This window comes from Psychromonas sp. SR45-3, assembly GCF_014163575.1.
Classification (GTDB): Bacteria; Pseudomonadota; Gammaproteobacteria; order Enterobacterales; family Psychromonadaceae; genus Psychromonas; species Psychromonas arctica.
In genome coordinates, this window is the sequence record NZ_JACJDP010000008.1 from 34,373 (window position 1) to 54,453 (window position 20,081).

The window sequence follows — 20,081 nt, forward strand, 5'->3', positions numbered from 1 at the left end:
TGCTCTTAAACCTCTTCTACATGCGAACAACAGACCTTAAAGCCTGTTGTTCGTTTAGCCGTCCTGATTTAATAGCGTACTATCTTTGTTAACTTTAAACAGAGACCAGTAGGGAATACCATTACTTGAAAAAATATCTTGCAGGTTAAACTGATTGTTTTGAGCCCAAATTTTATCTTGGTAAAATAGTGGGAAAATCCAGTTATCTTGTTGCAATTTTTGAAAGTAGCTCGCCTGAGATTGAAAGTTTTCAGCAATCTTTTGTTGTTTAAATTTATTTTCTAGGTAACCCGTTAAAAAGCTATTCTTAAATAAGTCCTCATAAATATTATCTTTACTCATCAAATTGGTCTGCCAACTAGAGAGTGCAAAATCGTAATAAAGGTTAGTATTATCCCAAACGTCCTGAGAGCTTACCTCTTGTACCACAAGATTGACGCCAATTTTATCTAGCATATGTGTTAATGCATCAGCAACCTTGCTTGTATTGCCAACATCATCCAGCATAACTAATAATGACATCTGCTTAGGTAAAGGTTGTATCTGTAATATTTGTTTTGCTTTTTCTAAATTGTACTCAGGCATTAACAGTGTATTTTTATCTTCTTTCTGTACCAGGCTATTATCGGTAAAGGCCATCACGGAAGGATGAATTTGGCCATTATCTTTTAGAATGTATTTCAACATACCCGGTTGATTAATCGCCATATGGATTGCCTCACGTACTTTTTTATCACTTAATATAGGTGACAACTGATCATTAATAGCAAGAAATATGGCATTTGATGAGGGTACTTGTACTAGCCGTGTAGCGGTATTTTCAGCAAGGTCATTGATAAACTTATTAGGAATAGCATAACTGACTTGTACATCATTTGCTAAGAGTGCAAACAAACGCGATTGTGGTTTATTAACACGCATAAAACGAAAGAATTTGGTGGGCAATGCCCCTTCCCAATAGTTATTGTTTGCAATCACTAACACCCCTAGCACAGGATTATATTTTTGTACTAAATACGGGCCAGTACCAGACATAGTCAACTGGGTAATAGGCGGCAAAATGATTGAAGGTGGCGTATCTAATAATCTTTTATTACTTTGATAAAAGGCTGAGTCTAAAACAAACAAATTAGTTAAATCATCCAATAACTGAATTTCACTCAATTCAGAACGAATATCGAAGCTATTACTATCATTGGACGTTATGGTCTCTATTTTATTAAAAAATCGTAACTTAGCATTATTTTTTGCCTGCTCAAAAGACCAAATAACATCTTTTGCTGTCAATATATTACCAGAATGGAAATGGACATTTTTACGTAAATAAAAACGAATTGTTTTGTTATTAATTCTTTTCCAATTTTTAACTAAGCGAGCTTCCAACTGTTGCTGCTGATCCCAACGAAACAGTGGATCAAATAATAGGTGCTTAAATTGTTCTTCGATTAATTTTTGATCTGCAAAGGGATTAAATGAGGTGGGTATTTTATCAACGGCAACAGTAATCGCTTGTGGGTTAAATACATTTGTGTTTTGTGCGAAACAACCAACAGCGTAAAATATTGAAGTAATAAAAAACCAACGTAAACGCATATTTACCTCTGACAATTGCTTATAAAGAATAGAATTGGATGAGCAAGAATAAACCTATCGCAGCAAAGATACCAGCCACAATATCGTCGATCATGATCCCGAAACCACCCTCTACTTTTTTATCTAACCAACTAATTGGAAAAGGTTTTAATACATCAAAAAAACGAAATAATAGAAAACCGATACACACCCAAAGAAAAGGAATAGCCATGCCATTTTTAATTTCTGGGTAAACCAATAAAAGCGGCAGCATGGTGATCCAATAACCTACAAACTCATCCCAGACAATCGCTTTATGATCATGCACGCCCATTGCTTCGCTGGTCACGTGACAAAACCAAAACCCAGCAAAACTGGTAATCACTAATACCGCTAGATAATATTCAATACTCAGCATCGCTAATAAATAAAATAGGGGAACCGCTGCTAAAGTACCAAATGTTCCTGGCGCTTTAGGTGCTAATCCACTACCAAAGCCAACAGCAGCAAGGTGTATTGGGTTAGAAAGCTTTAAACCTTTCAAATCATCTCGATTTAACATGCATGTGCGACCTTATTTAAAATGATCCCAGCTACTATTGTCTAATGTAACAAGCTGATCATGATCAGTAAAAATGATTTCTGGTTGTTTATGTCTAGGCAAGTTAGTAGATAAGTCAGAATATATGTTAGTAGATATGTTAGTAGCTAAGCTAGCATATACGTTAGTAGATGAATCAACAACGGCATCAGTAGTCGCTGTCATTGCGTTGATTTTACCAATTTCAAAACACAATAAAGATGATACGTCATTCTCAATTGCCAACTGCTCTTTAAGTAAAGCGAGTTTATGAGGAGAAATGGTAAACAATAACTCATAGTCATCACCACCATTAACAGCAAACTGCCATGCCTGTGAAAGCGTGATAGTGCCTGATTTAATTTCTCCAATCATCGCATTAGAGAAAGGTAAATCCTGTAACCATATTTCAGCGCTACATTGCGATTGCTTTAAAATATGCGATAAATCTTGATTCAATCCGTCAGAAATATCGATGCAACTCGAGGCGTTCCCTACCAATAACTCGCCCATATCTAACCTTGGCTCGGTAAGTTCTAAGGCATCGATAAACGCTTGTGGGTTATGGAGTGATAAGGTCGGATGCTGATTGTCTGATTGCAGCTGTTGCAATTTTACAGCTAATCCTAGCGCCCCATCTCCTAAACAGCCACTCACACAAATAATATCACCTGCTTGAGCTTGTTTACGGGTTAATGCTTGTCCTGATTTTATGATACCTTTTGCCGAGACTGTTATTGATAAAGGCCCCTTAGTCGTATCACCACCAATTAATTGCACATTATACTTATCTGCTAACGCAAAAAAACCGCGACAGAATTCAGCCAACCAAGGCTCATTTATGCTCGGTAAAGTAATCGCTAGTGAGACCCACTTCGCACTCGCCCCCATCGCGGCGAGATCACTTAAGTTAACCGCCAATGATTTATAGCCTAGACGGTAGGGATCTACATTTTCAAAGAAGTGTACACCACTGACTAAACTATCAGTAGTGACGGCAAGTTGATAACCATTAGCGATATCTAAAATCGCACAATCATCTCCAATGCCAATCACCACATCCTGTGATAGATCTGCCTTACGCTGGAAATAACGTGAAATAATGTCAAACTCGCCCTTACTCATTTTCTTTTTAATGACAATTTAGGTTTAGTCGTTGGATTATTTTTTGATGTAGAAGTCGTTTTTACATTTTTATTCACAAATACTTTTTTCGCTTTAGGCGTTGATTTAAAATCTGTTTTTTCACCTTTCCCATAATATGGGCTGCTGTCGTTACTTTGATTCTGACGAGACAACTTGGCACTGTTTGCATGATCGCTTGATTGTTGAGATTTAGGCAAAGCAGTATTGATAGCTGTCTTTGAAGAGCCAGCCACAGCTGCATTAATGTCAGCCATTTCCTGAGCTGATAAATTACGCCATTGACCCGCTTTTAAATTATGAAGTGTGACGTTCATGATCCGCGTTCTTTGCAGACGTGTCACTTCATATCCTAAATACTCACACATACGGCGTATCTGGCGATTTAAACCTTGCGTCAGAATAATAGTAAATACAAAACGACTTTCAACTTTCACAATACACGGTTTAGTGATCGTATCTAAAATTGGCACACCGCGTTGCATCCTGTCAACAAAGCGTTCACTTAATGGGGTATCCACTGTGACACGGTATTCTTTATCATGAGCATTTTCTGCACGTAATATTTTATTAACAATATCGCCATCACTGGTTAAAAAAATCAGCCCTTCAGAGGGTTTATCTAAACGACCAATGGGGAAGATACGCTCTTTATGCTTGATTGCATCGATGATATTTCCGTACACATTTCGTTCAGTGGTACAGGTAATGCCAATCGGTTTATTATAAGCAATATAAATACGATCAGATTTATTTGTCGCTATTTTATTGATACGCTTGCCATCAACAAAAACTTCATCACCGGGTTGCACTTTAGTGCCAAGTTCAGGAACTTGCCCATTAATTTTAACGCGGCTTTGTTCAATTAATTTATCAGCTTCACGTCGAGAGCAATACCCCGAATCACTGATAAATTTATTAAGACGTTTCTCGATATCTTGACTCACAGTAAACCCCAATGTTATTTATTTTATGACTATATACCCATCATACTTCAAGAAGTATGGTCTGGTACTAACTGCATATCAGTACAAAGACAATACTAACAATCATCGCCTAACTCGATTGTTACAATATGAAGCGGTACCTGAATTCAAGTAGCTAAGTTCAAGTAGCTAAGTTCAAGTAATTAAATTCAGATAACCGGACACAATAAAGCTAATACCAATATGCTCTGCAAGTACCACAGTGTTATAAAATAGCCAAATAGTATTACTAGGTAAAATAGGTATCTAGACTAGCGAACTAAAAAGCGAATCTGTAACTTTATGCCTAGTATTTTGGGCGAGTTTTACTGCTGACTTTACATGTTGAAGTGTCATGGATATAAAAACGCTATATTAAAGCATAACGGAGAAGTTAACGGAAATGAAATGCACAGCGATTAACACAATCGTACCGAGAAACGCCAAAAAGTAACTAGATACCTTGCCTTACCTAGCCTTAGCTTTTAGAGCGGTAAGTATTAGCTTCATTTTTTTACCTGTGTCCAGGTTTTATCTGGTCTCCAACTATTCACCCAAGAAGGTAATTTAGCAGCCGGCATCGGTCTTGCGATACCAAATCCTTGCGCGAAGTGACAGCCTAAATGCAATAACGCAACACCATGTTGTAACGTTTCCACCCCTTCGGCAATGACTTCTCGTTTAAAGGCTTTAGATAAACCCATGACACCTTCAACAATAGAAAGGTCATCAGGATCATGTAACATATCACGAATAAAAGTCTGATCTATTTTGATCACATCCACTGGCAACTGTTTTAAATAGGTAAGAGAGCAATACCCAGTGCCAAAATCATCAAGTGCAAACTCAACCCCAAGCTTAATGCAATCAGACATAATTTTTGAAACCTTCTTGATGTCAGCAAGCGCGCTCGTTTCTAGTACTTCTAATTGTAATGAACTTGGATCAACATCTGGGTGTGCATTCAATAACTCTGATAAGCGTTGAACAAAGTTATTCTGTTGCAACTGCAGTGCATCAATATTGACACTGATAGTGGTATGAAGACCTATTTTTTTCCAATCTGAAATTTGTGTAAGTGCACTATCCATAACCCATTCACCAATAATAATAGTCAATTCATGACGATCAACAATCTGTAAAAAGTCATCTGGAGAAAGTAACCCTCTTTCAGGGTGCATCCAACGGAGTAACGCTTCCACGCCAATCATTTCGCCACTACGCATATTCACTTTAGGTTGATAATACAAAACAAATTCATGTTTTTGCAAAGCAGCACGAATACGCAGTAAGTTCTCATGTAAACTTTTTAACGCTATATCCTGAGCCATATCAAATAGATGATAACGGTTTTTACCTTCTTGTTTTGCACTATACATGGCTTGATCTGCATGACGTAAAAGTTGCTCTGCATCAACGCCATCATGAGGATAAATAGTGACACCTACGCTAGCTGAAACGTTGATAGTCAAATGATCGATGGCAACAGGTGCAGAAACTGATTTTAACAATCTCTCTAATAAAGGCTCACAGGCTTCCGGCGCCTCTAAGTTAACTAGTACTGCGACAAACTCATCGCCACCGAAACGAGATAACGTATCCTGATCACGCAGTGTTTTTTGCATACGCTGCGATATTTCAACTAATAATTTATCGCCAACATCATGTCCATGAAAGTCATTAATCGCTTTAAAATTATCTAAATCGAGAAAAACGACCGCTAATGAAAAATTATTACGTTTACATAAGCCCATTGCTTGCTTTAAACGGTCTGCGAGCAAACTACGATTAGGTAAATTCGTTAATACATCATAATGCGCAATATGCTCAAGCTGCTTTTGATGTGCTTTAATCGCAGCAATGTCAGTATAGAAAGCAATAAAATTTTTCACTTTACCTGCATCATCAGACACGGTACTGATGGTTAATAAATGAGGAACAATATTGCCATTTTTGCAACGGTTCCAAATTTCTCCAGTCCAATACCCTTGATAAGAAATTGCTTGCCACATTTCATGGTAAAAATCATCTGAATAATGTCCTGATTTAAAAATATTCGTTTTTTTACCAAATACTTCATCGCTCGAGTAGCCGGTCAACTGAGTAAAAGCACTATTAACTTCAATAATATTATTATTTTGATCGGTAATAATAATGGCTTCTTTGGCATGTGTGAATACACCCGCTGCCAATTTCAATTTATCTTCAGCTAATCGACTGTCAGTGATGTCCACACCCACGGCATAAATTTTCTGTTGCTCTACCGATGCGGTTGCAGACCACATAATTAAACGATACTGTCCTTGTTTATTCATGTATCTATTTTCAAAAGAGTAAGTATTTTCTCCTGCTCCCAAATTCATCATTTCTGATGCTGTATTATCGGTATCATCAGGGTGAAGTAAATCGAAAACATTACTATTTAATAAATCTTCACTACTAAAACCAAGTATCGACTGCCATCCTGCATTCACCTTAAGAATCAAACCATCAAAACTTACTATTAGATGTAAATTCATCGGCAGTTTAAAAAACTCATTTAATGTATCGCGATTATGTTTATCAACCGTCATATCTTTTACAAAAGCACCCATTCCGGTTACCATCCCGAGACTATTAAGGATCAAGGTGTTATACCAGTTGCAATAGATGGTGCGACCGTCTTTAGTGATATTAGGGATGCTAAATTGCTTTCCTCCTTGGTGAGCTAACAAGGAGTCATAATGAGTAATAAACTCATTACGTAATTCAGTCATTACAACCAATTCAATGATGTTTACACCAATAGCTTCTTGTTCTGAATATCCAAAAATATCTTGTGCTGCATCATTCCATTCAGTACAGATAAAATTAACATCCCATGCTACTGATCCTAATGGGGTATTTCGTAAATGTCTTGATAAACTGGCTTCGCTTTCCCTTAAAAATATTTGGCTGTTTTTTAGTTGTTGCTCTGCTTCTAGTCTCGTTTTGGCCATTGCTGAAAAGTTTTTTTGTAAATCAATAAGCTCCTTTGTTTCTCCAACAAAATCTAAATCAGTTTTTTCACCTAATTCAAGTTGTTTACTGGATACTTCAAGTGCTTTAATCGGCTTTAAAATATTTTCCCTTATTACCCAGACTGCAAATAAAGTGATCAATAAGATAAAACCCACAAGAAATATAACAACTCGTGACAATCTTGAGTCGATAATCGCTAATTCATGATCAAAAGGTATACCTACGATAAATCGTATAGCTTGATCATTAATCTCAGAACTTAGTTTTCTATTGACAAATATTCTCATGTAACCGTGTTGATCTTTTCTTATTTGGGTTTGTTCAGCTGATGTTACTTTACTAAAGCTTGGAATATCTTTAGCTGATTTTCCAATGAGAGCTTTATTTTCAGGATAGTTAGCAATGATTTTGTCATTAACATCAGTGATATAAGCAACGGTATTTACCGGTAAATGCGTAGACTCTAGCTTTTTACTCCACCACTCTAGTGATACTACAGCAACGGCCACTGCAACAAGCTGATCTGTTTTAGTATCAATCACAGGATAAGCAAAGTTAATACTGGTGGTCTGGCTAGCTCTATCAAATTGAAATTCACCGATGGCAAAGGATCGTTTAGATATCGCCTTTTGAATATAAGGTCTGTCAGCGACGTTTACAGAAGTCGTTAAAGGGTTCGCATTACAGAGTAATTGACCTTTTATATTAGGTGCGCCCAGATTGACATAAGTCTCTGATAGCTCTTTGATATCAGATAAAAACGCACTGCACTGTGCTGAGTCAGGAGTTAATAACTGAGGATATTTAGATAGTCGTTTTAAGAATTTTTCAGTTTCATCAATAATTTTTATTTGTTCAGCAGCCATATAATCAACAGCATCAATCGCGCGTAACCTAGCAGTTTCGATGGCACTGCTGCGCTCTTCGGTTGCTTGAAAAAAAACAGCAATAAATCCCGGCAATATAATCATAAAAATTAAAAATAATAATCGAGATTTTAACGAATGAAGAAAAGTGAGCATTTCTTTATTACCTTATTTAACATAACACAATGACTGCATTAATATAAAAAGAACTCACCAAATAAAATAACAAAAAAAACTAAAGAGAAAACCCACAAAATGACAAATAAGATTACAGTTACAACTTCATGATTCACACCCTATTCAGCTTAAGTTTCACCTGCTAGGTTGCTTTCTGATTAATCTTTAATAATTCATCTTCACTAGCGATAAAAAGTGGTCACATTCTCTATTTTTCTGTATTTATGATTAAATAATTTTATTATGAGTCACTATTTTCAGCAACATGTCAAAAGAACACTAAAATGACAAGCAAATGATTAAGTCAAATTTAACTTAATTAAATAAATATATCTATGATGTAAACCACTACTTTAGAGTTGAGTTTATGATTTTGTTTTCTTTTTTATCGTTATGTTTCTATACCCGTTACAAATTGAGATGCTTTATTCAGTCGTTAGCTCGTACAGTAAGGCAAGCATCTTTGTTGTTAGAAAGAATTGATTGAACTAGTTAGATCTTCAACTTTTTGCCTAGAAACTACTCACCTCACAACTTACTGAACTTTGTGCCTTGAATGATAACGAGTATATATACTGAGTTGAGCGATTAATCTAAGAGAGGTGAAATGGGTGCATACCCTGTGATTGAAAGATGAAGAAATGAAGAGACGAGGAACATAAAAAATAGACAAAAAAAAAGCTTCGCAAATGCGAAGCTTTTTCTTAAAATTGGTGCCCGGAGACGGACTTGAACCGTCACGACCATAAGTCGAGGGATTTTAAATCCCTTGTGTCTACCGATTTCACCACCCGGGCGATTATCTAAGTTTCTAGATAAGTGGCGCGAATTATATAGTACTTTTTATTAAGTACAAGATGTAATAGTAAAATAACCAAATAAAATCAGTTAATTGATGAAAAATAAAGCAACACCCATTCACTTGCTCTAGTTTTGCAATGGCTAAACAACAATGCCACCCTTGGCAGATTTAACATTGTTTAATATTTTAATCTAAGTGTCCCAAGAACATCACCTTAAAATAAACTGCGGTAACTTCTACTTTAGCCAACTCACCACTTCCTGTAATGGCTCAATAGTATTATCAGTTAACGGCCAATACTCTAAACCAATATATCCGCTGAAATTAGTTTGCTTAATGGCAGAAAAAATTTCAGGATAATTAATTTCTCCACGTTGTAGCTCATGACGACCAGGATGCCCTGCTGCATGAAAATGACCAATATAATCGATATTTTCTCTTATATTATTAATAATATTGCCTTCACTAATTTGCTGATGATAAATATCAAATAACACTTTAACCTTAGGACTGGAAACTTGTTTAATAATATTAAAAGCTTCAGCACTTTTTATTAAATAATAACCGGGGTGATCAATTCGTTCATTTAAAGGCTCAACGACTAATGTCATATCCGCAGCCTCTAGCAATAACGCCGCAGCAGTTAAGCCATCAATTAACGACTGTTTTTGCTGTGCGCGTGGCACCCCTTCAATAAAATCGCCCACTTGGGAAATAATGGTTTTAATTTTTAAACGTTTAGCCACCGCAATTGAATCACTTAATGCTTGTAAATAAGCACTACGCTGTTCAGCGTTTACTAAGCTAATAAATTTAGTACAACAACAGGAAATCGATAAGTCATAGCGTTCAACAGCGACTTGCAGTGCAGTTAAATCTTTATCCCACCAAGACCAGAACTCTATGGTTGAGATGTTCGCGTGCGCCGTTGCTTGACAAGCTTGATCAAAAGATAAATTGCCAAAAACAGCATCGATACAAAGTGAAGGTGATAATTTAGTCCGCTTAATATGCATAGGAACCTTTTAGTATTAAATTATTCTGTTTTTATTCTCACTTAATTACGCATGTATTCAATGACACATGCACTCAAATAAGAATCAACGTTAAAAAATCAAATCAGCTGAAAAAGTTAACCATTTACCATTAATAAGACATTATTAACCTTTCCTGTTAAATTGTTCACATTTATTATACCTTTACTGATGTTTTTTCATAAACTGATCAGGATTAGTTGTAATAACAAAGTCAGCATTTAAAATAATCTAACCCAGTCATATAACCGTTACACTCAAGATAAAAAATCAGTAAGTTGTAAGGTGAAAATATTCTAGGGTTATAGGTAAAGATCTACGAGTATAAATGCTTTTAACACGAAAGGGAGCACTATGAAAATTGCAGTTACAGCCGCGAGCGGTCACTTAGGCGCTAACATTGTTAATGCTTTATTAGCATTTACCTGCAAAAAAAACGTTATTGCACTTGCTCGTACACCAGAGAAAGCAGCACATTTAGGTGTTGAAGTACGTAGTGGCGATTATGAGAACATGGCTCAATTACTGCAATCTTTACAGGGGGTGGATACATTATTACTTGTATCTGGTATGGACGAACCAAGTAAACGAATTGGCCAACACCGTAATGTCATCAATGCAGCCAAACAAGCGGGTGTTAAAAAAATCGTTTACACCAGTATTCAAGGTGCAGAGGAAGGTAACGCTTTCTCACCAGTAGTGCAGAGTAATCGTCAAACTGAAAAAGATATAATAACCAGCGGATTAGAATGGGTGATCGGTCGAAATGGTATTTATATTGAACCCGATATTGAGTATATCGAAAATTATAAAGAAGTTGGGTACGTTTCAAACTGTGCCGATAAAGGTTTATGTGGTTACACAACACGCCAAGAGTTGGCTTATGCTTACGCGCGTATGCTTAGCGAAGATAAACATCATGGAAAAATTTATAATCTACACGGTGAACCGATTTCACAACAAAAACTGACGGACTATTTAAATACAACCTTTGATGCGCAGCTGTCCTATCAATCAATGAGCGTAGAAGAATACCGTCAATCGAGGTGTGCTCAATTAGGTGATTTTCTAGGTTCAATCATCGCTGGTATTTACCAAGGCATTCGTGAAGGTAAAGTCAATAACCCAAGTCACTTTTTACAAGCATCTGGCCGTGAACATCAACGTTGGGATGAGTTTTTCACTCACTTAAAAGAGAAGACTGTTAAATGAATTTTATTGATAGAATCAGTTATTTTTTAACGTTATTTAGTGAGCATTTACTTATTTCATTTTTAGCAATGCTGATTGTAACGGTATTTGGTGTTGCGATTGGTATTTGGGTATTTTACAAACCCAAAGCACGGCGCATTATTATGCCCACAGTGAATTTTTTATACACCATTCCTTCCATTGCAATGTTTGGTTTACTTATTCCACTGGTTGGCATTGGGTTACAAAATGCATTAATTGTATTGGTGTTATACGGTCTATTGCCGATTGTGCACAACACCTATAGTGGTATGAAAGAAGTCCCTTATCATTTGGTGGACGCCGCCAAGGGGTTAGGCTCAACACCACAACAATTGTTTCGCCATATTTACTTTCCTTTAGCATTACCGAGTATTTTATCTGGATTACGCATTACCACGGTGATGGTAATTGCTTTAACCGGACTAGCGGCATTAATCGGAGCTGGTGGTCTCGGGCAAGCGATTTTCCGTGGGCTGAATACAATGAATACGCCATTAATTGTGGCCGGTTCTTTAGGTATTTCATTATTTGCTATTTTAGGTGATAAATTTGTTGCTACATTAGAGAAAAACAATAACCTGCAACGCATTATTAACCGCAATGCGCAGCCTTCACAAAAGCACTTTATCTATCTTAATCTTGGTATCTTAGCCGCGTTGGTGTTGATGTCATTGGTATATATTAATCCTTTCTCTAAGATAAAAGATAGGGTAATTACGGTCGCTTCAAAGCCCATGTCTGAACAATATATATTGGGCGAAATTATGTCGCAGCTGATTGAGAATCAAACCGATATTAATGTCATTCGACAATTTGGTATTGGTGGAGGCACGACCAATATCCACCCTGCTTTACTGTCTGGCGATCTAGATATGTATGTTGAATATACAGGCACCGCTTGGATGAATGTATTAAACCAACAATCACAGTTAAATTTTGAGCAATTACAACAACAATACCAAGATAACTATCAACTACAGTGGCTAGGTTTATTAGGCATGAACAATACCTATGCTATTGCTATCCCTCAATCCATCGCAACACAAAAACAGATAAAAACCTATTCGGACTTAGTACGCCACAGTGTTGCTTTTGACTTTGGAGCTGAGTTTGAGTTTTTTGAGCGCGCAGATGCTTACCCTAGTTTGATCAAGGTTTACCCTTTTAACTTTGCCAAACTCCATGAAATGGATATTAGTTTGCGTTATAAAGCCATTGAAGAAGGCAAGGTTAATGCCATTGATGCCTTTACTACCGATGCACAAATTGAAGCACTCGACTTACAAGTACTGGTTGATGATAAACATTTTTTCCCTGACTATGAGGCAGGTATCGTAATAAGAGAAGCAGTGTTGCAACAATACCCAGAGCTAAAAACAGTGCTGATGCAATTAGAAGGCAAAATTTCTACCGAATCAATGCGTAAAATGAACTATCAACTTGAGGTGTTAAAAGAGACGCCTAAGGAAATCGCGCAAGCGTTTTTAGCAACACTAGGGCATAAAGATGAATAATAAAAAAACAGTGCTTACCGTTAATAATGTGACTTTTTCCTATGATGATAAAGTAGTGCTTAAGGATTTTTCTCTTAATATTGATACTGGCAGTTTTGTTTGTTTAACCGGAGAAAGCGGCTGTGGAAAATCGACATTATTACGATTGATGAACGGGTTATTGATACCACAACAAGGTGATATCAATATAAATGGTGAACAATTAACGTTAGCTAATGCGATTGATAAGCGACGTAGCATTGGGTATATCTTGCAAGAAGGTGCTTTGTTCCCTCATTTAACCGTTTATCAAAACATGATTTATTGTCTTACGCTGTTAAATATGTCTCCACAAGCCTGTCAACAACGCATCGATGAATTGTTACCCTTAGTCAATTTGAGCCATGACCTGTTGCAACAATTTCCAGATCAACTCAGTGGAGGCCAGCGTCAGCGAGTCGGTATAATCAGGGGTATTGCTCATCATCCCGCCATTGTATTGATGGATGAACCCTTTTCAGCATTAGATCCAGAAACTCGTGAAAGTTTACAAGATTTAGTCAAGAGCATTCATCAACAGACCGATACCACCTTCGTGATGGTCACGCACTCTTTAAGTGAGGCTGAAAAACTAGGCACAGCGATTGTTAACATGTAACGCGAACAATTAACGTCAAAAATTGCTTAGGGAAGTGTTAGGACTACTATAATAGGTGCGAGTATAAAAGGTGCTAGGCAGATATAAAGCGAGGTGGATTTGATATAGAAAAGTATTAGACCAGATATAAAGCGCTGTTAGGTCTAATGTAAAAATTAAATAGCTTTCTTCTATTATAAAAATCACTCGAATTTTAAGCAAAAAAAAAGCCTCAACATCTGTTGAGGCTTTTTCTTATAATTGGTGCCCGGAGACGGACTTGAACCGTCACGACCATAAGTCGAGGGATTTTAAATCCCTTGTGTCTACCGATTTCACCACCCGGGCGATTGCTTTAAAGCGTGCTTAAGCAATGAGGGGCATTATAGAGAAATTAATGTTAGTCACAACCCCTAAACAGCAATAAAAGACAATTTATTGACTGACTGCTGATTATTTCAACATATTGATATTTAACAAACAATTTTTGTTTAAAGCACACTCACTAAAACACCAATCAATTTCAATTAAATGACATTAAAGTAAATTGAATTTGAAAAATGGTAGGTAACGTAATGTTGGTACTCCATTTTTATTAAATTTACCCTCAATTCTGGTTAATGAAAGCGGAATTATATTTAAAATCATAAGATTATATTGTTTGGCTATACAGTAGCGTTAGTTTTGCGTACTTCAAGGCGAATTATTGAAGCATAACTGGTTATTGATAAATAATTTAACGAAGAAATCCGCGGAAATAGCGGTGTTGTATCGCTTTGCTTATCCAGAACTGAGGTTAAATTAAGTATTTTAATAAAAATGTCATCTTTTAACGGTACAAATATGCGCACTTTATTTATTATTTTATGGAAGATTATCAATGAAACTTAATTTACTCACCAGCATTATTCTTTCTTCTACCTTAATTGGCTGCGCAAATACACCTTCACAACTAACCAACAATCAGCACAGCATTAAATTGCAAGAAGCAGGTCGATACCAGTCAAATATATTTGACCAAAGTGCCGCTGAAATTGTTACTTTTGATAAGCTAACCCAACAAACATTTGTAGTTAATGCTCAATCTGGTCAAATAGATGTTATAGATAGTCACAATATTGATGCTCCTACCCTAGTTAAACACCTTGATATAAAAGCAGATATTAAGCAGCACTTTAATGCTCAAGCAGGTGCGGCGAACAGTGTTGATGTTTATAACGGTTTATTAGCTGTGGCCATTGAAGCAAAGACAAAAACCGATGCGGGTTGGGTCGCTTTTTATAATACCCAAGATTTAAGTTTTATTTCTGCACATTATGTTGGCGCATTACCAGACATGCTCTCGTTCACGCCTAACGGCAAACAACTTGTTGTCGCGATTGAAGCTGAACCTAGCGAAGGGAATTATGCCATCGATCCTGAGGGTGAAATTGCCATTATAGATATAAAGTGGGAAAACCAAACCTTGTCGAGCAAACTAACCCGCTTAACATTCACAGACTTTAATCAAGGGGCTGCCCGCCATCATGAATTACCACCAAACTTACTTTTAAATGGTTACCAAGCCAGCATCGCACAAGATATCGAGCCTGAATATATTGCAATCAATCAAGATAGCAGCAAAGCCTATGTCGCTTTACAAGAAAATAATGCCATCGCAATAGTCGATTTAGCCACTAAATCCATTCAGCGGATCATGCCATTAGGCTTTAAAGATCATTTAGCGGCAGGTAATGAAATCGATGGAAATGATAAAGATAAAAAGGCATTACTTAACAAAGAAGCTTTACTAGGTATGTACCAACCAGACACGATAGCCACGGTGAAATTGAATAATATTGATTACTTAATCACCGCAAATGAAGGTGATGATCGCAGTGACTGGATAAGTGATTTATCACAAGCCGAATGTGAAGCTGGTCATTTCTATTATCACTTAAAAGATAAAAACTGCAGCGACGATATTAAGTTAAAGGACGCCTTTTCAGCTAAAGTTTATCAACCGCAATTAACAGCAGCAACACTAGACTTATCTAATTTCAAAAAAGGCGGCTCGCAACAGTCAACAGTTAAACACATTAAATTCTCACACTCATTAACAGCTCAACATGGTGACCTAGATGGTGATGGAAAAATCGATCGTTTATTAACCTTTGGTGGCCGATCTTTTTCTATTTGGGATATCGATAACAGTAAAATGATATTTGATTCCGGCAGTGATTTTGAACGTATAACAGCACAAAAATACGGTAACAACTTTAATCAAACACACAATAAATTGAAAGCAGAAAACCGTAGTGCTAAAAAAGGACCCGAGCCGGAAGCATTAACTACGGGCACCATTAACGGTAAAACCTATGCATTTATTGGCTTAGAGCGTATGGGCGGTATTATGGTTTATGATATTAGCCAACCTAAACAAGCACGCTTTGTACAATATCTGAATAATCGCGATATGACAGTAAACCCAAAAGACAATAAACAAAAAAATGCACAGGGTGTTACAACCTATCAAGTTGATGCCGGTGATTTAGGACCCGAAGGATTTAAATTTGTTAGCGCTGAAGATAGCCCAAGTGGTACACCGATTTTGATAGTCGGTAATGAAGTCAGTGGCAGCACTCGTTTTTATCGAGTAATGACAAACCAATAGAGACGGCATTGCTGCCTTTATAAACTTCTGTGTTAAAGCATCTGAGATTATTCAAGCTGATCTTTTATTATTCAGCGCTGAATTTACTTATTAAACTCTGAAGTAAAAGAATATAAAGCGAGTCAGTAAGCTAAAAAGGCTCGCTACAGCTCATTGAGTACTCGTTAAGCGTACTCAACTTAATAAAAATTAAAGTTCGGTTAGCTTTAAGCAATCTATATCAAGCATCTCGATTGGTAACGGGTATATATTAAAATGAGAAGATGAATATGGATCAGCGAGTAAATAATTGAACCTAATCAGTACTTTTCGCTTATTTGAAATTGACAACTAAAATCAGGACGAATACAATCCGCTCTGATTTAGTAAATAGAGTTCCCAACCTACTAAAACATCCACTGCGTGATTGATAACGCACTATAGTGGGGCTATAGCTCAGCTGGGAGAGCGCGACGCTGGCAGCGTTGAGGTCTGCGGTTCGATCCCGCATAGCTCCACCACTTTTTTCAGTATTGCTCTGTCATTTTGATTCAAAGCAACCATTCCCAATTTGGCTATATTCGAAAGAGATTCCCTTTCAAAACAACCATATCAAAGTGACTTTCTAGTTGAGATTCAAAACAGTTATTGATAAATAACGATCCACAATAACCATTCTTCTGGTCGTCATACTTTTTCTCGTCGTGCCCTTTTTCTCATAGCAAATTTTTCACAAAAATACTATTTCTCACTCGTTTCTGGCTTTGCTTCTATTTTTGCTTTACGACGCTGACGAATCAACCCTTCTTGAATAGAGGATGCAACCAATTTACCATCTCGCGTAAAAAACTTGCCTGACACTAAACCACGGCCATCGGATGCAACTGAACTTTCTACAGAATACAGTAACCACTCATCTAAACGGAAATCATGATGGAACCACATAGAATGGTCAATAGTGACCACTTGCATGCCTTCAGTGAAGAAAGAAACACCGTGTGGTTGTAGAGCGGTAGGTAAAAAATTGAAGTCAGAAGCATAAGCCAATAAATAGCGATGCACACGCAGGTCATCTGGCATACGCCCATTAGCTTTAAACCACACTAAACGGGTAGCAGGTTCAATTTCTGGTTCAACAGGGTTAATTAATGTCACCGGTCGCATTTCTATCGGTTTTTCAGCAACCAGTTTGTCACGAATAGAAGCTGGTAATAGATCAGAATGTAATAAAGCCATCTCTTGCTCAGAAATAAGATCTTCTGGTGCAGGTGCTTCAGGCATCTCATCTTGATGCTCAAAGCCCTTTTCAGGTGCTTTAAATGAAGCTGTCATATAAAAAATAGGCTTACCATTTTGAATCGCCTTGATTCGCCTTGCAGAAAGCGAATTACCGTCGCGAATTCTTTCTACATCGTAAACAATAGCCCGATCTGTTTTACCTGGACGTAAAAAATAAGAGTGAAAAGAGTGGACTTGCTGCTCTTTTTTAACGGTTTCTTTAGCCGCAGAAATCGCTTGTCCCATGACTTGACCACCAAATACTGCGCCAAACCCTAAATCTTGGCTATCACCACGAAACAAATTTTCTTCTAGCTTTTCTAAACTTAATTGCTTTAACAGATCGTTTAATACTTTACCCATTTTTAACTCCCAAAAAAGGGCGTGTAATACGCCCTTGTTTATTATTTAAAAAGTAGTTGAAGCTTATAAAGCCATGAGTAATTCACGTACTTTTGCAAAATCAACAGGGAACTCTTTTGATAATAGAGGCAATTCTGCACGTGATGCTAATTCTTCAGGAATGAAAATGTCACGCCCTAAAATATCTTCAACACTTTCTTTAAACTTAGCAGGATGCGCTGTACATAAGAACAAACCAGTTTCGTTATCTTTAAGCTGTTTCGTCAACTCATGATAAGCAATTGCGCCATGTGGCTCACATAAATAACCTAGTTTATCCATTTCGATCAAGGTGTCTTTTGTTTCTTGATCCGACAGCTTGCCATAACCTAGTTCCGTTAATGACCAGCCTTTAACTTTAAATAGCTCTTCAATACGTGGCCAGTTATTTGGCGCACTCACATCCATCGCATTTGAAAGTGTTGCTACAGTCTTTTTCGGTGCCCATGTGCCTTCTTGTAAATAACGAGGCACCGTATCATTTTCATTGGTTGCAGCAATAAAACGTTTAATCGGTAATCCCAACGCTTTAGCTAATAGCCCCGCCGTTAAATCACCAAAATTACCACTCGGTACCGAAACCACCAAGTTATCACGTTGTTCAACAGATAATTGTGCAAAAGCTTCAAAGTAGTAACAAATTTGTGCAACAAGACGACTAATATTAATTGAGTTTGCAGAGTTTAAACCCACTGCTTGTTTTAACTCTTGGTCATCAAATGCTTGTTTAACCATCGTCTGACAATCATCAAAGTCACCTTCAATCGCAACCGTTGTGATATTGCCACCTAATGTACAAAATAATTTTTCTTGTAATGGGCTAATTTTTCCTTTTGGATAAAGGATAACAACATTAATATTTTCCATGCCGTAAAAAGCATGCGCAACAGCAGCGCCAGTATCACCTGATGTGGCGGTTAAAATAGTGATTTTTCCATCGTCTTTGAATTGCGCTAAACACTGCGCCATGAAACGGCCACCAAAGTCTTTAAAGGCTAACGTAGGCCCATGAAATAGCTCTAATGCATTAATGTTTTCAGTGACTTTTTTAACTGGAGCAGGAAAAGTAAAAGCATTAGATACGATTTCATAAACAGCTTGCTTGCTTAGTTCATCACCAATTAAATGCGATAAAATTTCAGTTGAGCGATCTACTAAATTCATTTCTAGTAACGAATCGATATTGTCTAATGGAACAATAGTCTCAGGGAAAAATAAGCCTTGGCCGCGCCCTAACCCTTGTTTAACAGCCTGTTGAAAGCTGACTTGTTCGCTGTTGTCTTTAATGTTGTATAAATTCATAATTCTTTTCCTAACACGCGTGCACCTTGTTCATCAAGGTGACAAATATGACAGAAGCCCTCTTCATTTTGAAGGAAATTTTCTGTTAACCAAGTTTTTAATAATTCTGCTTGTGACAAATCACTCATCACTGCAAATACCGTTGGACCAGAGCCAGAGATCCCCATCGCCAGTGCACCACTTTGTTGTGCAAATAAACGCGCTTGATCAAAGCCTGGAATCAATTGAGAACGATAAGGTTCAGCAATCACGTCATTCAGCATTAACGCTGCTAATGCGGGTTGTTCACTATGACAAGCATGCACAAATGCACCCAATCGACGGCCATAAGTCAAGGCATCAGACAAGCGATATTGCGATGGTAATATGTCACGTGCCGCGGCAGTTGAAATAGTAATACCAGGATAAGCAACCACCCAATACCACTCTTTAAATGAAGGAATCGTCTGGCTAATGACTCCCCCTTCATTAATCATCAATTGCATACCACCAAGGTAACAAGGAGCAACATTGTCATAATGCACACTGCCACTAATTTTACCTTCCATTTCACCCATAATAGTTAACATCACATGCTCATCTAATAGATAATCATGCCATGCATTTAGCGCTTCTAACGCAGCGACTATAGAGCTTGAACTAGACCCTAAACCACTACCCACTGGTAGATTTTTTTCTAACGTCAATGACACCGGTAATATTTCTTTATGCAGTTTTGCCAGCTCTGCTTGGTAAGCTAAATAACAGTCATAAACAATATTACTCTTAGAATCATCGGGTAATTTATGTGCATAAGGGCCAACACATTGTAATGAAAACCCATAATCACCTTTAGTGATCTTAACGCGGTCACCTAATGGAGAACCGTCAATAGGAGTTAATGCACCACCTAATACGTCAAATCCCACACTTACATTCGCCGTTGAGGCCGGTGCATAAACAACAATAGACATATTAAAACCCCT

At 37.2% G+C, this 20,081-nt stretch carries 13 protein-coding genes and 3 tRNA genes; 5 read left to right on the forward strand and 11 right to left on the reverse strand.

Annotation, left to right across the window (positions count from 1 at the left end):
- Positions 1-54: 54 nt before the first annotated feature.
- The 7 genes from H5084_RS06545 to H5084_RS06575 all read right to left on the reverse strand — a co-directional run bounded on the left by H5084_RS06545 (position 55) and on the right by H5084_RS06575 (position 10,121).
- Positions 55-1,593, reverse strand: a complete 1,539-nt coding sequence (locus tag H5084_RS06545) for an ABC transporter substrate-binding protein (RefSeq protein WP_182689949.1) — start codon at positions 1,591-1,593, stop codon at positions 55-57.
- Between the two features lie 19 nt (positions 1,594-1,612).
- Positions 1,613-2,134, reverse strand: coding sequence for a phosphatidylglycerophosphatase A (locus H5084_RS06550; protein WP_182689950.1), 522 nt, complete (start codon positions 2,132-2,134; stop codon positions 1,613-1,615).
- 12 nt (positions 2,135-2,146) lie between these two features.
- On the reverse strand, positions 2,147-3,277 hold the full coding sequence (gene thiL, locus H5084_RS06555; protein WP_182689951.1) for a thiamine-phosphate kinase: 1,131 nt from the start codon (positions 3,275-3,277) through the stop codon (positions 2,147-2,149).
- Positions 3,274-4,242, reverse strand: coding sequence for a 23S rRNA pseudouridine(2604) synthase RluF (rluF, locus tag H5084_RS06560; RefSeq protein WP_182689952.1), 969 nt, complete (start codon positions 4,240-4,242; stop codon positions 3,274-3,276). Before rluF ends, thiL begins: the two co-directional genes overlap by 4 nt.
- 524 nt (positions 4,243-4,766) lie before the next feature.
- The gene (locus tag H5084_RS06565; protein WP_182689953.1) at positions 4,767-8,282 is read right to left on the reverse strand and encodes an EAL domain-containing protein; all 3,516 of its coding nucleotides are present in this window, start codon (positions 8,280-8,282) and stop codon (positions 4,767-4,769) included.
- 732 nt (positions 8,283-9,014) lie between these two features.
- Positions 9,015-9,100 (reverse strand) — tRNA-Leu (locus H5084_RS06570).
- A 241-nt stretch (positions 9,101-9,341) separates the two neighbouring features.
- Complete coding sequence (locus H5084_RS06575) at positions 9,342-10,121, reverse strand: TIM barrel protein (protein WP_182689954.1); 780 nt, start codon at positions 10,119-10,121, stop codon at positions 9,342-9,344.
- Between the two features lie 372 nt (positions 10,122-10,493).
- Between H5084_RS06575 and H5084_RS06580 the strand changes: the two genes are divergently transcribed.
- From H5084_RS06580 to H5084_RS06590, 3 genes are read left to right on the forward strand one after another with little or no spacing between them, the layout of a single operon-like run.
- The gene (locus H5084_RS06580; RefSeq protein ID WP_182689955.1) at positions 10,494-11,351 is read left to right on the forward strand and encodes an SDR family oxidoreductase; all 858 of its coding nucleotides are present in this window, start codon (positions 10,494-10,496) and stop codon (positions 11,349-11,351) included.
- On the forward strand, positions 11,348-12,886 hold the full coding sequence (locus H5084_RS06585) for an ABC transporter permease/substrate-binding protein (protein WP_182689956.1): 1,539 nt from the start codon (positions 11,348-11,350) through the stop codon (positions 12,884-12,886). The genes H5084_RS06580 and H5084_RS06585 overlap by 4 nt, the downstream gene beginning before the upstream one ends.
- Positions 12,879-13,523, forward strand: coding sequence for an ABC transporter ATP-binding protein (locus H5084_RS06590; RefSeq protein ID WP_182689957.1), 645 nt, complete (start codon positions 12,879-12,881; stop codon positions 13,521-13,523). The genes H5084_RS06585 and H5084_RS06590 overlap by 8 nt, the downstream gene beginning before the upstream one ends.
- A gap of 241 nt (positions 13,524-13,764) precedes the next feature.
- Here H5084_RS06590 and H5084_RS06595 read toward each other — a convergent pair.
- A tRNA-Leu gene (locus H5084_RS06595) sits at positions 13,765-13,850 on the reverse strand.
- A 532-nt stretch (positions 13,851-14,382) separates the two neighbouring features.
- Here H5084_RS06595 and H5084_RS06600 point away from each other — a divergent pair.
- Together H5084_RS06600 and H5084_RS06605 are read left to right on the forward strand one after the other, a co-directional pair.
- A complete protein-coding gene (locus H5084_RS06600) occupies positions 14,383-16,155 on the forward strand; it encodes a choice-of-anchor I family protein (protein ID WP_182689958.1) in 1,773 nt (590 codons plus the stop codon).
- 424 nt (positions 16,156-16,579) lie between these two features.
- A tRNA-Ala gene (locus tag H5084_RS06605) sits at positions 16,580-16,655 on the forward strand.
- Between the two features lie 220 nt (positions 16,656-16,875).
- Here the strand turns inward: H5084_RS06605 and tesB are convergent.
- From tesB to thrB, 3 genes are all read right to left on the reverse strand, one after another.
- A complete protein-coding gene (gene tesB / locus H5084_RS06610; RefSeq protein ID WP_028869665.1) occupies positions 16,876-17,775 on the reverse strand; it encodes an acyl-CoA thioesterase II in 900 nt (299 codons plus the stop codon).
- A 63-nt stretch (positions 17,776-17,838) separates the two neighbouring features.
- Positions 17,839-19,116 carry a threonine synthase gene (gene thrC / locus H5084_RS06615; RefSeq protein WP_028869664.1) on the reverse strand — a complete coding sequence of 426 codons (1,278 nt, stop codon included), beginning with the start codon at positions 19,114-19,116 and terminating at the stop codon, positions 17,839-17,841.
- Positions 19,113-20,069: a homoserine kinase gene (thrB, locus tag H5084_RS06620; protein ID WP_182689959.1), complete on the reverse strand. Its 957-nt coding sequence runs from the start codon at positions 20,067-20,069 to the stop codon at positions 19,113-19,115. The genes thrC and thrB overlap by 4 nt, the downstream gene beginning before the upstream one ends.
- Positions 20,070-20,081 lie beyond the last annotated feature (12 nt).

Bases quoted from the DNA above. Each gene is read 5' to 3' on its own strand.
- thrC (WP_028869664.1), bottom strand. From the start codon at position 19,116: ATGAATTTATACAACATTAAAGACAACAGCGAACAAGTCAGCTTTCAA.
- H5084_RS06575 (WP_182689954.1), bottom strand. From the start codon at position 10,121: ATGCATATTAAGCGGACTAAATTATCACCTTCACTTTGTATCGATGCT.
- H5084_RS06545 (WP_182689949.1), bottom strand. From the start codon at position 1,593: ATGCGTTTACGTTGGTTTTTTATTACTTCAATATTTTACGCTGTTGGT.
- H5084_RS06600 (WP_182689958.1), top strand. From the start codon at position 14,383: ATGAAACTTAATTTACTCACCAGCATTATTCTTTCTTCTACCTTAATT.
- H5084_RS06580 (WP_182689955.1), top strand. From the start codon at position 10,494: ATGAAAATTGCAGTTACAGCCGCGAGCGGTCACTTAGGCGCTAACATT.
- tesB (WP_028869665.1), bottom strand. From the start codon at position 17,775: ATGGGTAAAGTATTAAACGATCTGTTAAAGCAATTAAGTTTAGAAAAG.
- H5084_RS06550 (WP_182689950.1), bottom strand. From the start codon at position 2,134: ATGTTAAATCGAGATGATTTGAAAGGTTTAAAGCTTTCTAACCCAATA.
- H5084_RS06585 (WP_182689956.1), top strand. From the start codon at position 11,348: ATGAATTTTATTGATAGAATCAGTTATTTTTTAACGTTATTTAGTGAG.
- thiL (WP_182689951.1), bottom strand. From the start codon at position 3,277: ATGAGTAAGGGCGAGTTTGACATTATTTCACGTTATTTCCAGCGTAAG.
- H5084_RS06590 (WP_182689957.1), top strand. From the start codon at position 12,879: ATGAATAATAAAAAAACAGTGCTTACCGTTAATAATGTGACTTTTTCC.
- thrB (WP_182689959.1), bottom strand. From the start codon at position 20,069: ATGTCTATTGTTGTTTATGCACCGGCCTCAACGGCGAATGTAAGTGTG.
- H5084_RS06565 (WP_182689953.1), bottom strand. From the start codon at position 8,282: ATGCTCACTTTTCTTCATTCGTTAAAATCTCGATTATTATTTTTAATT.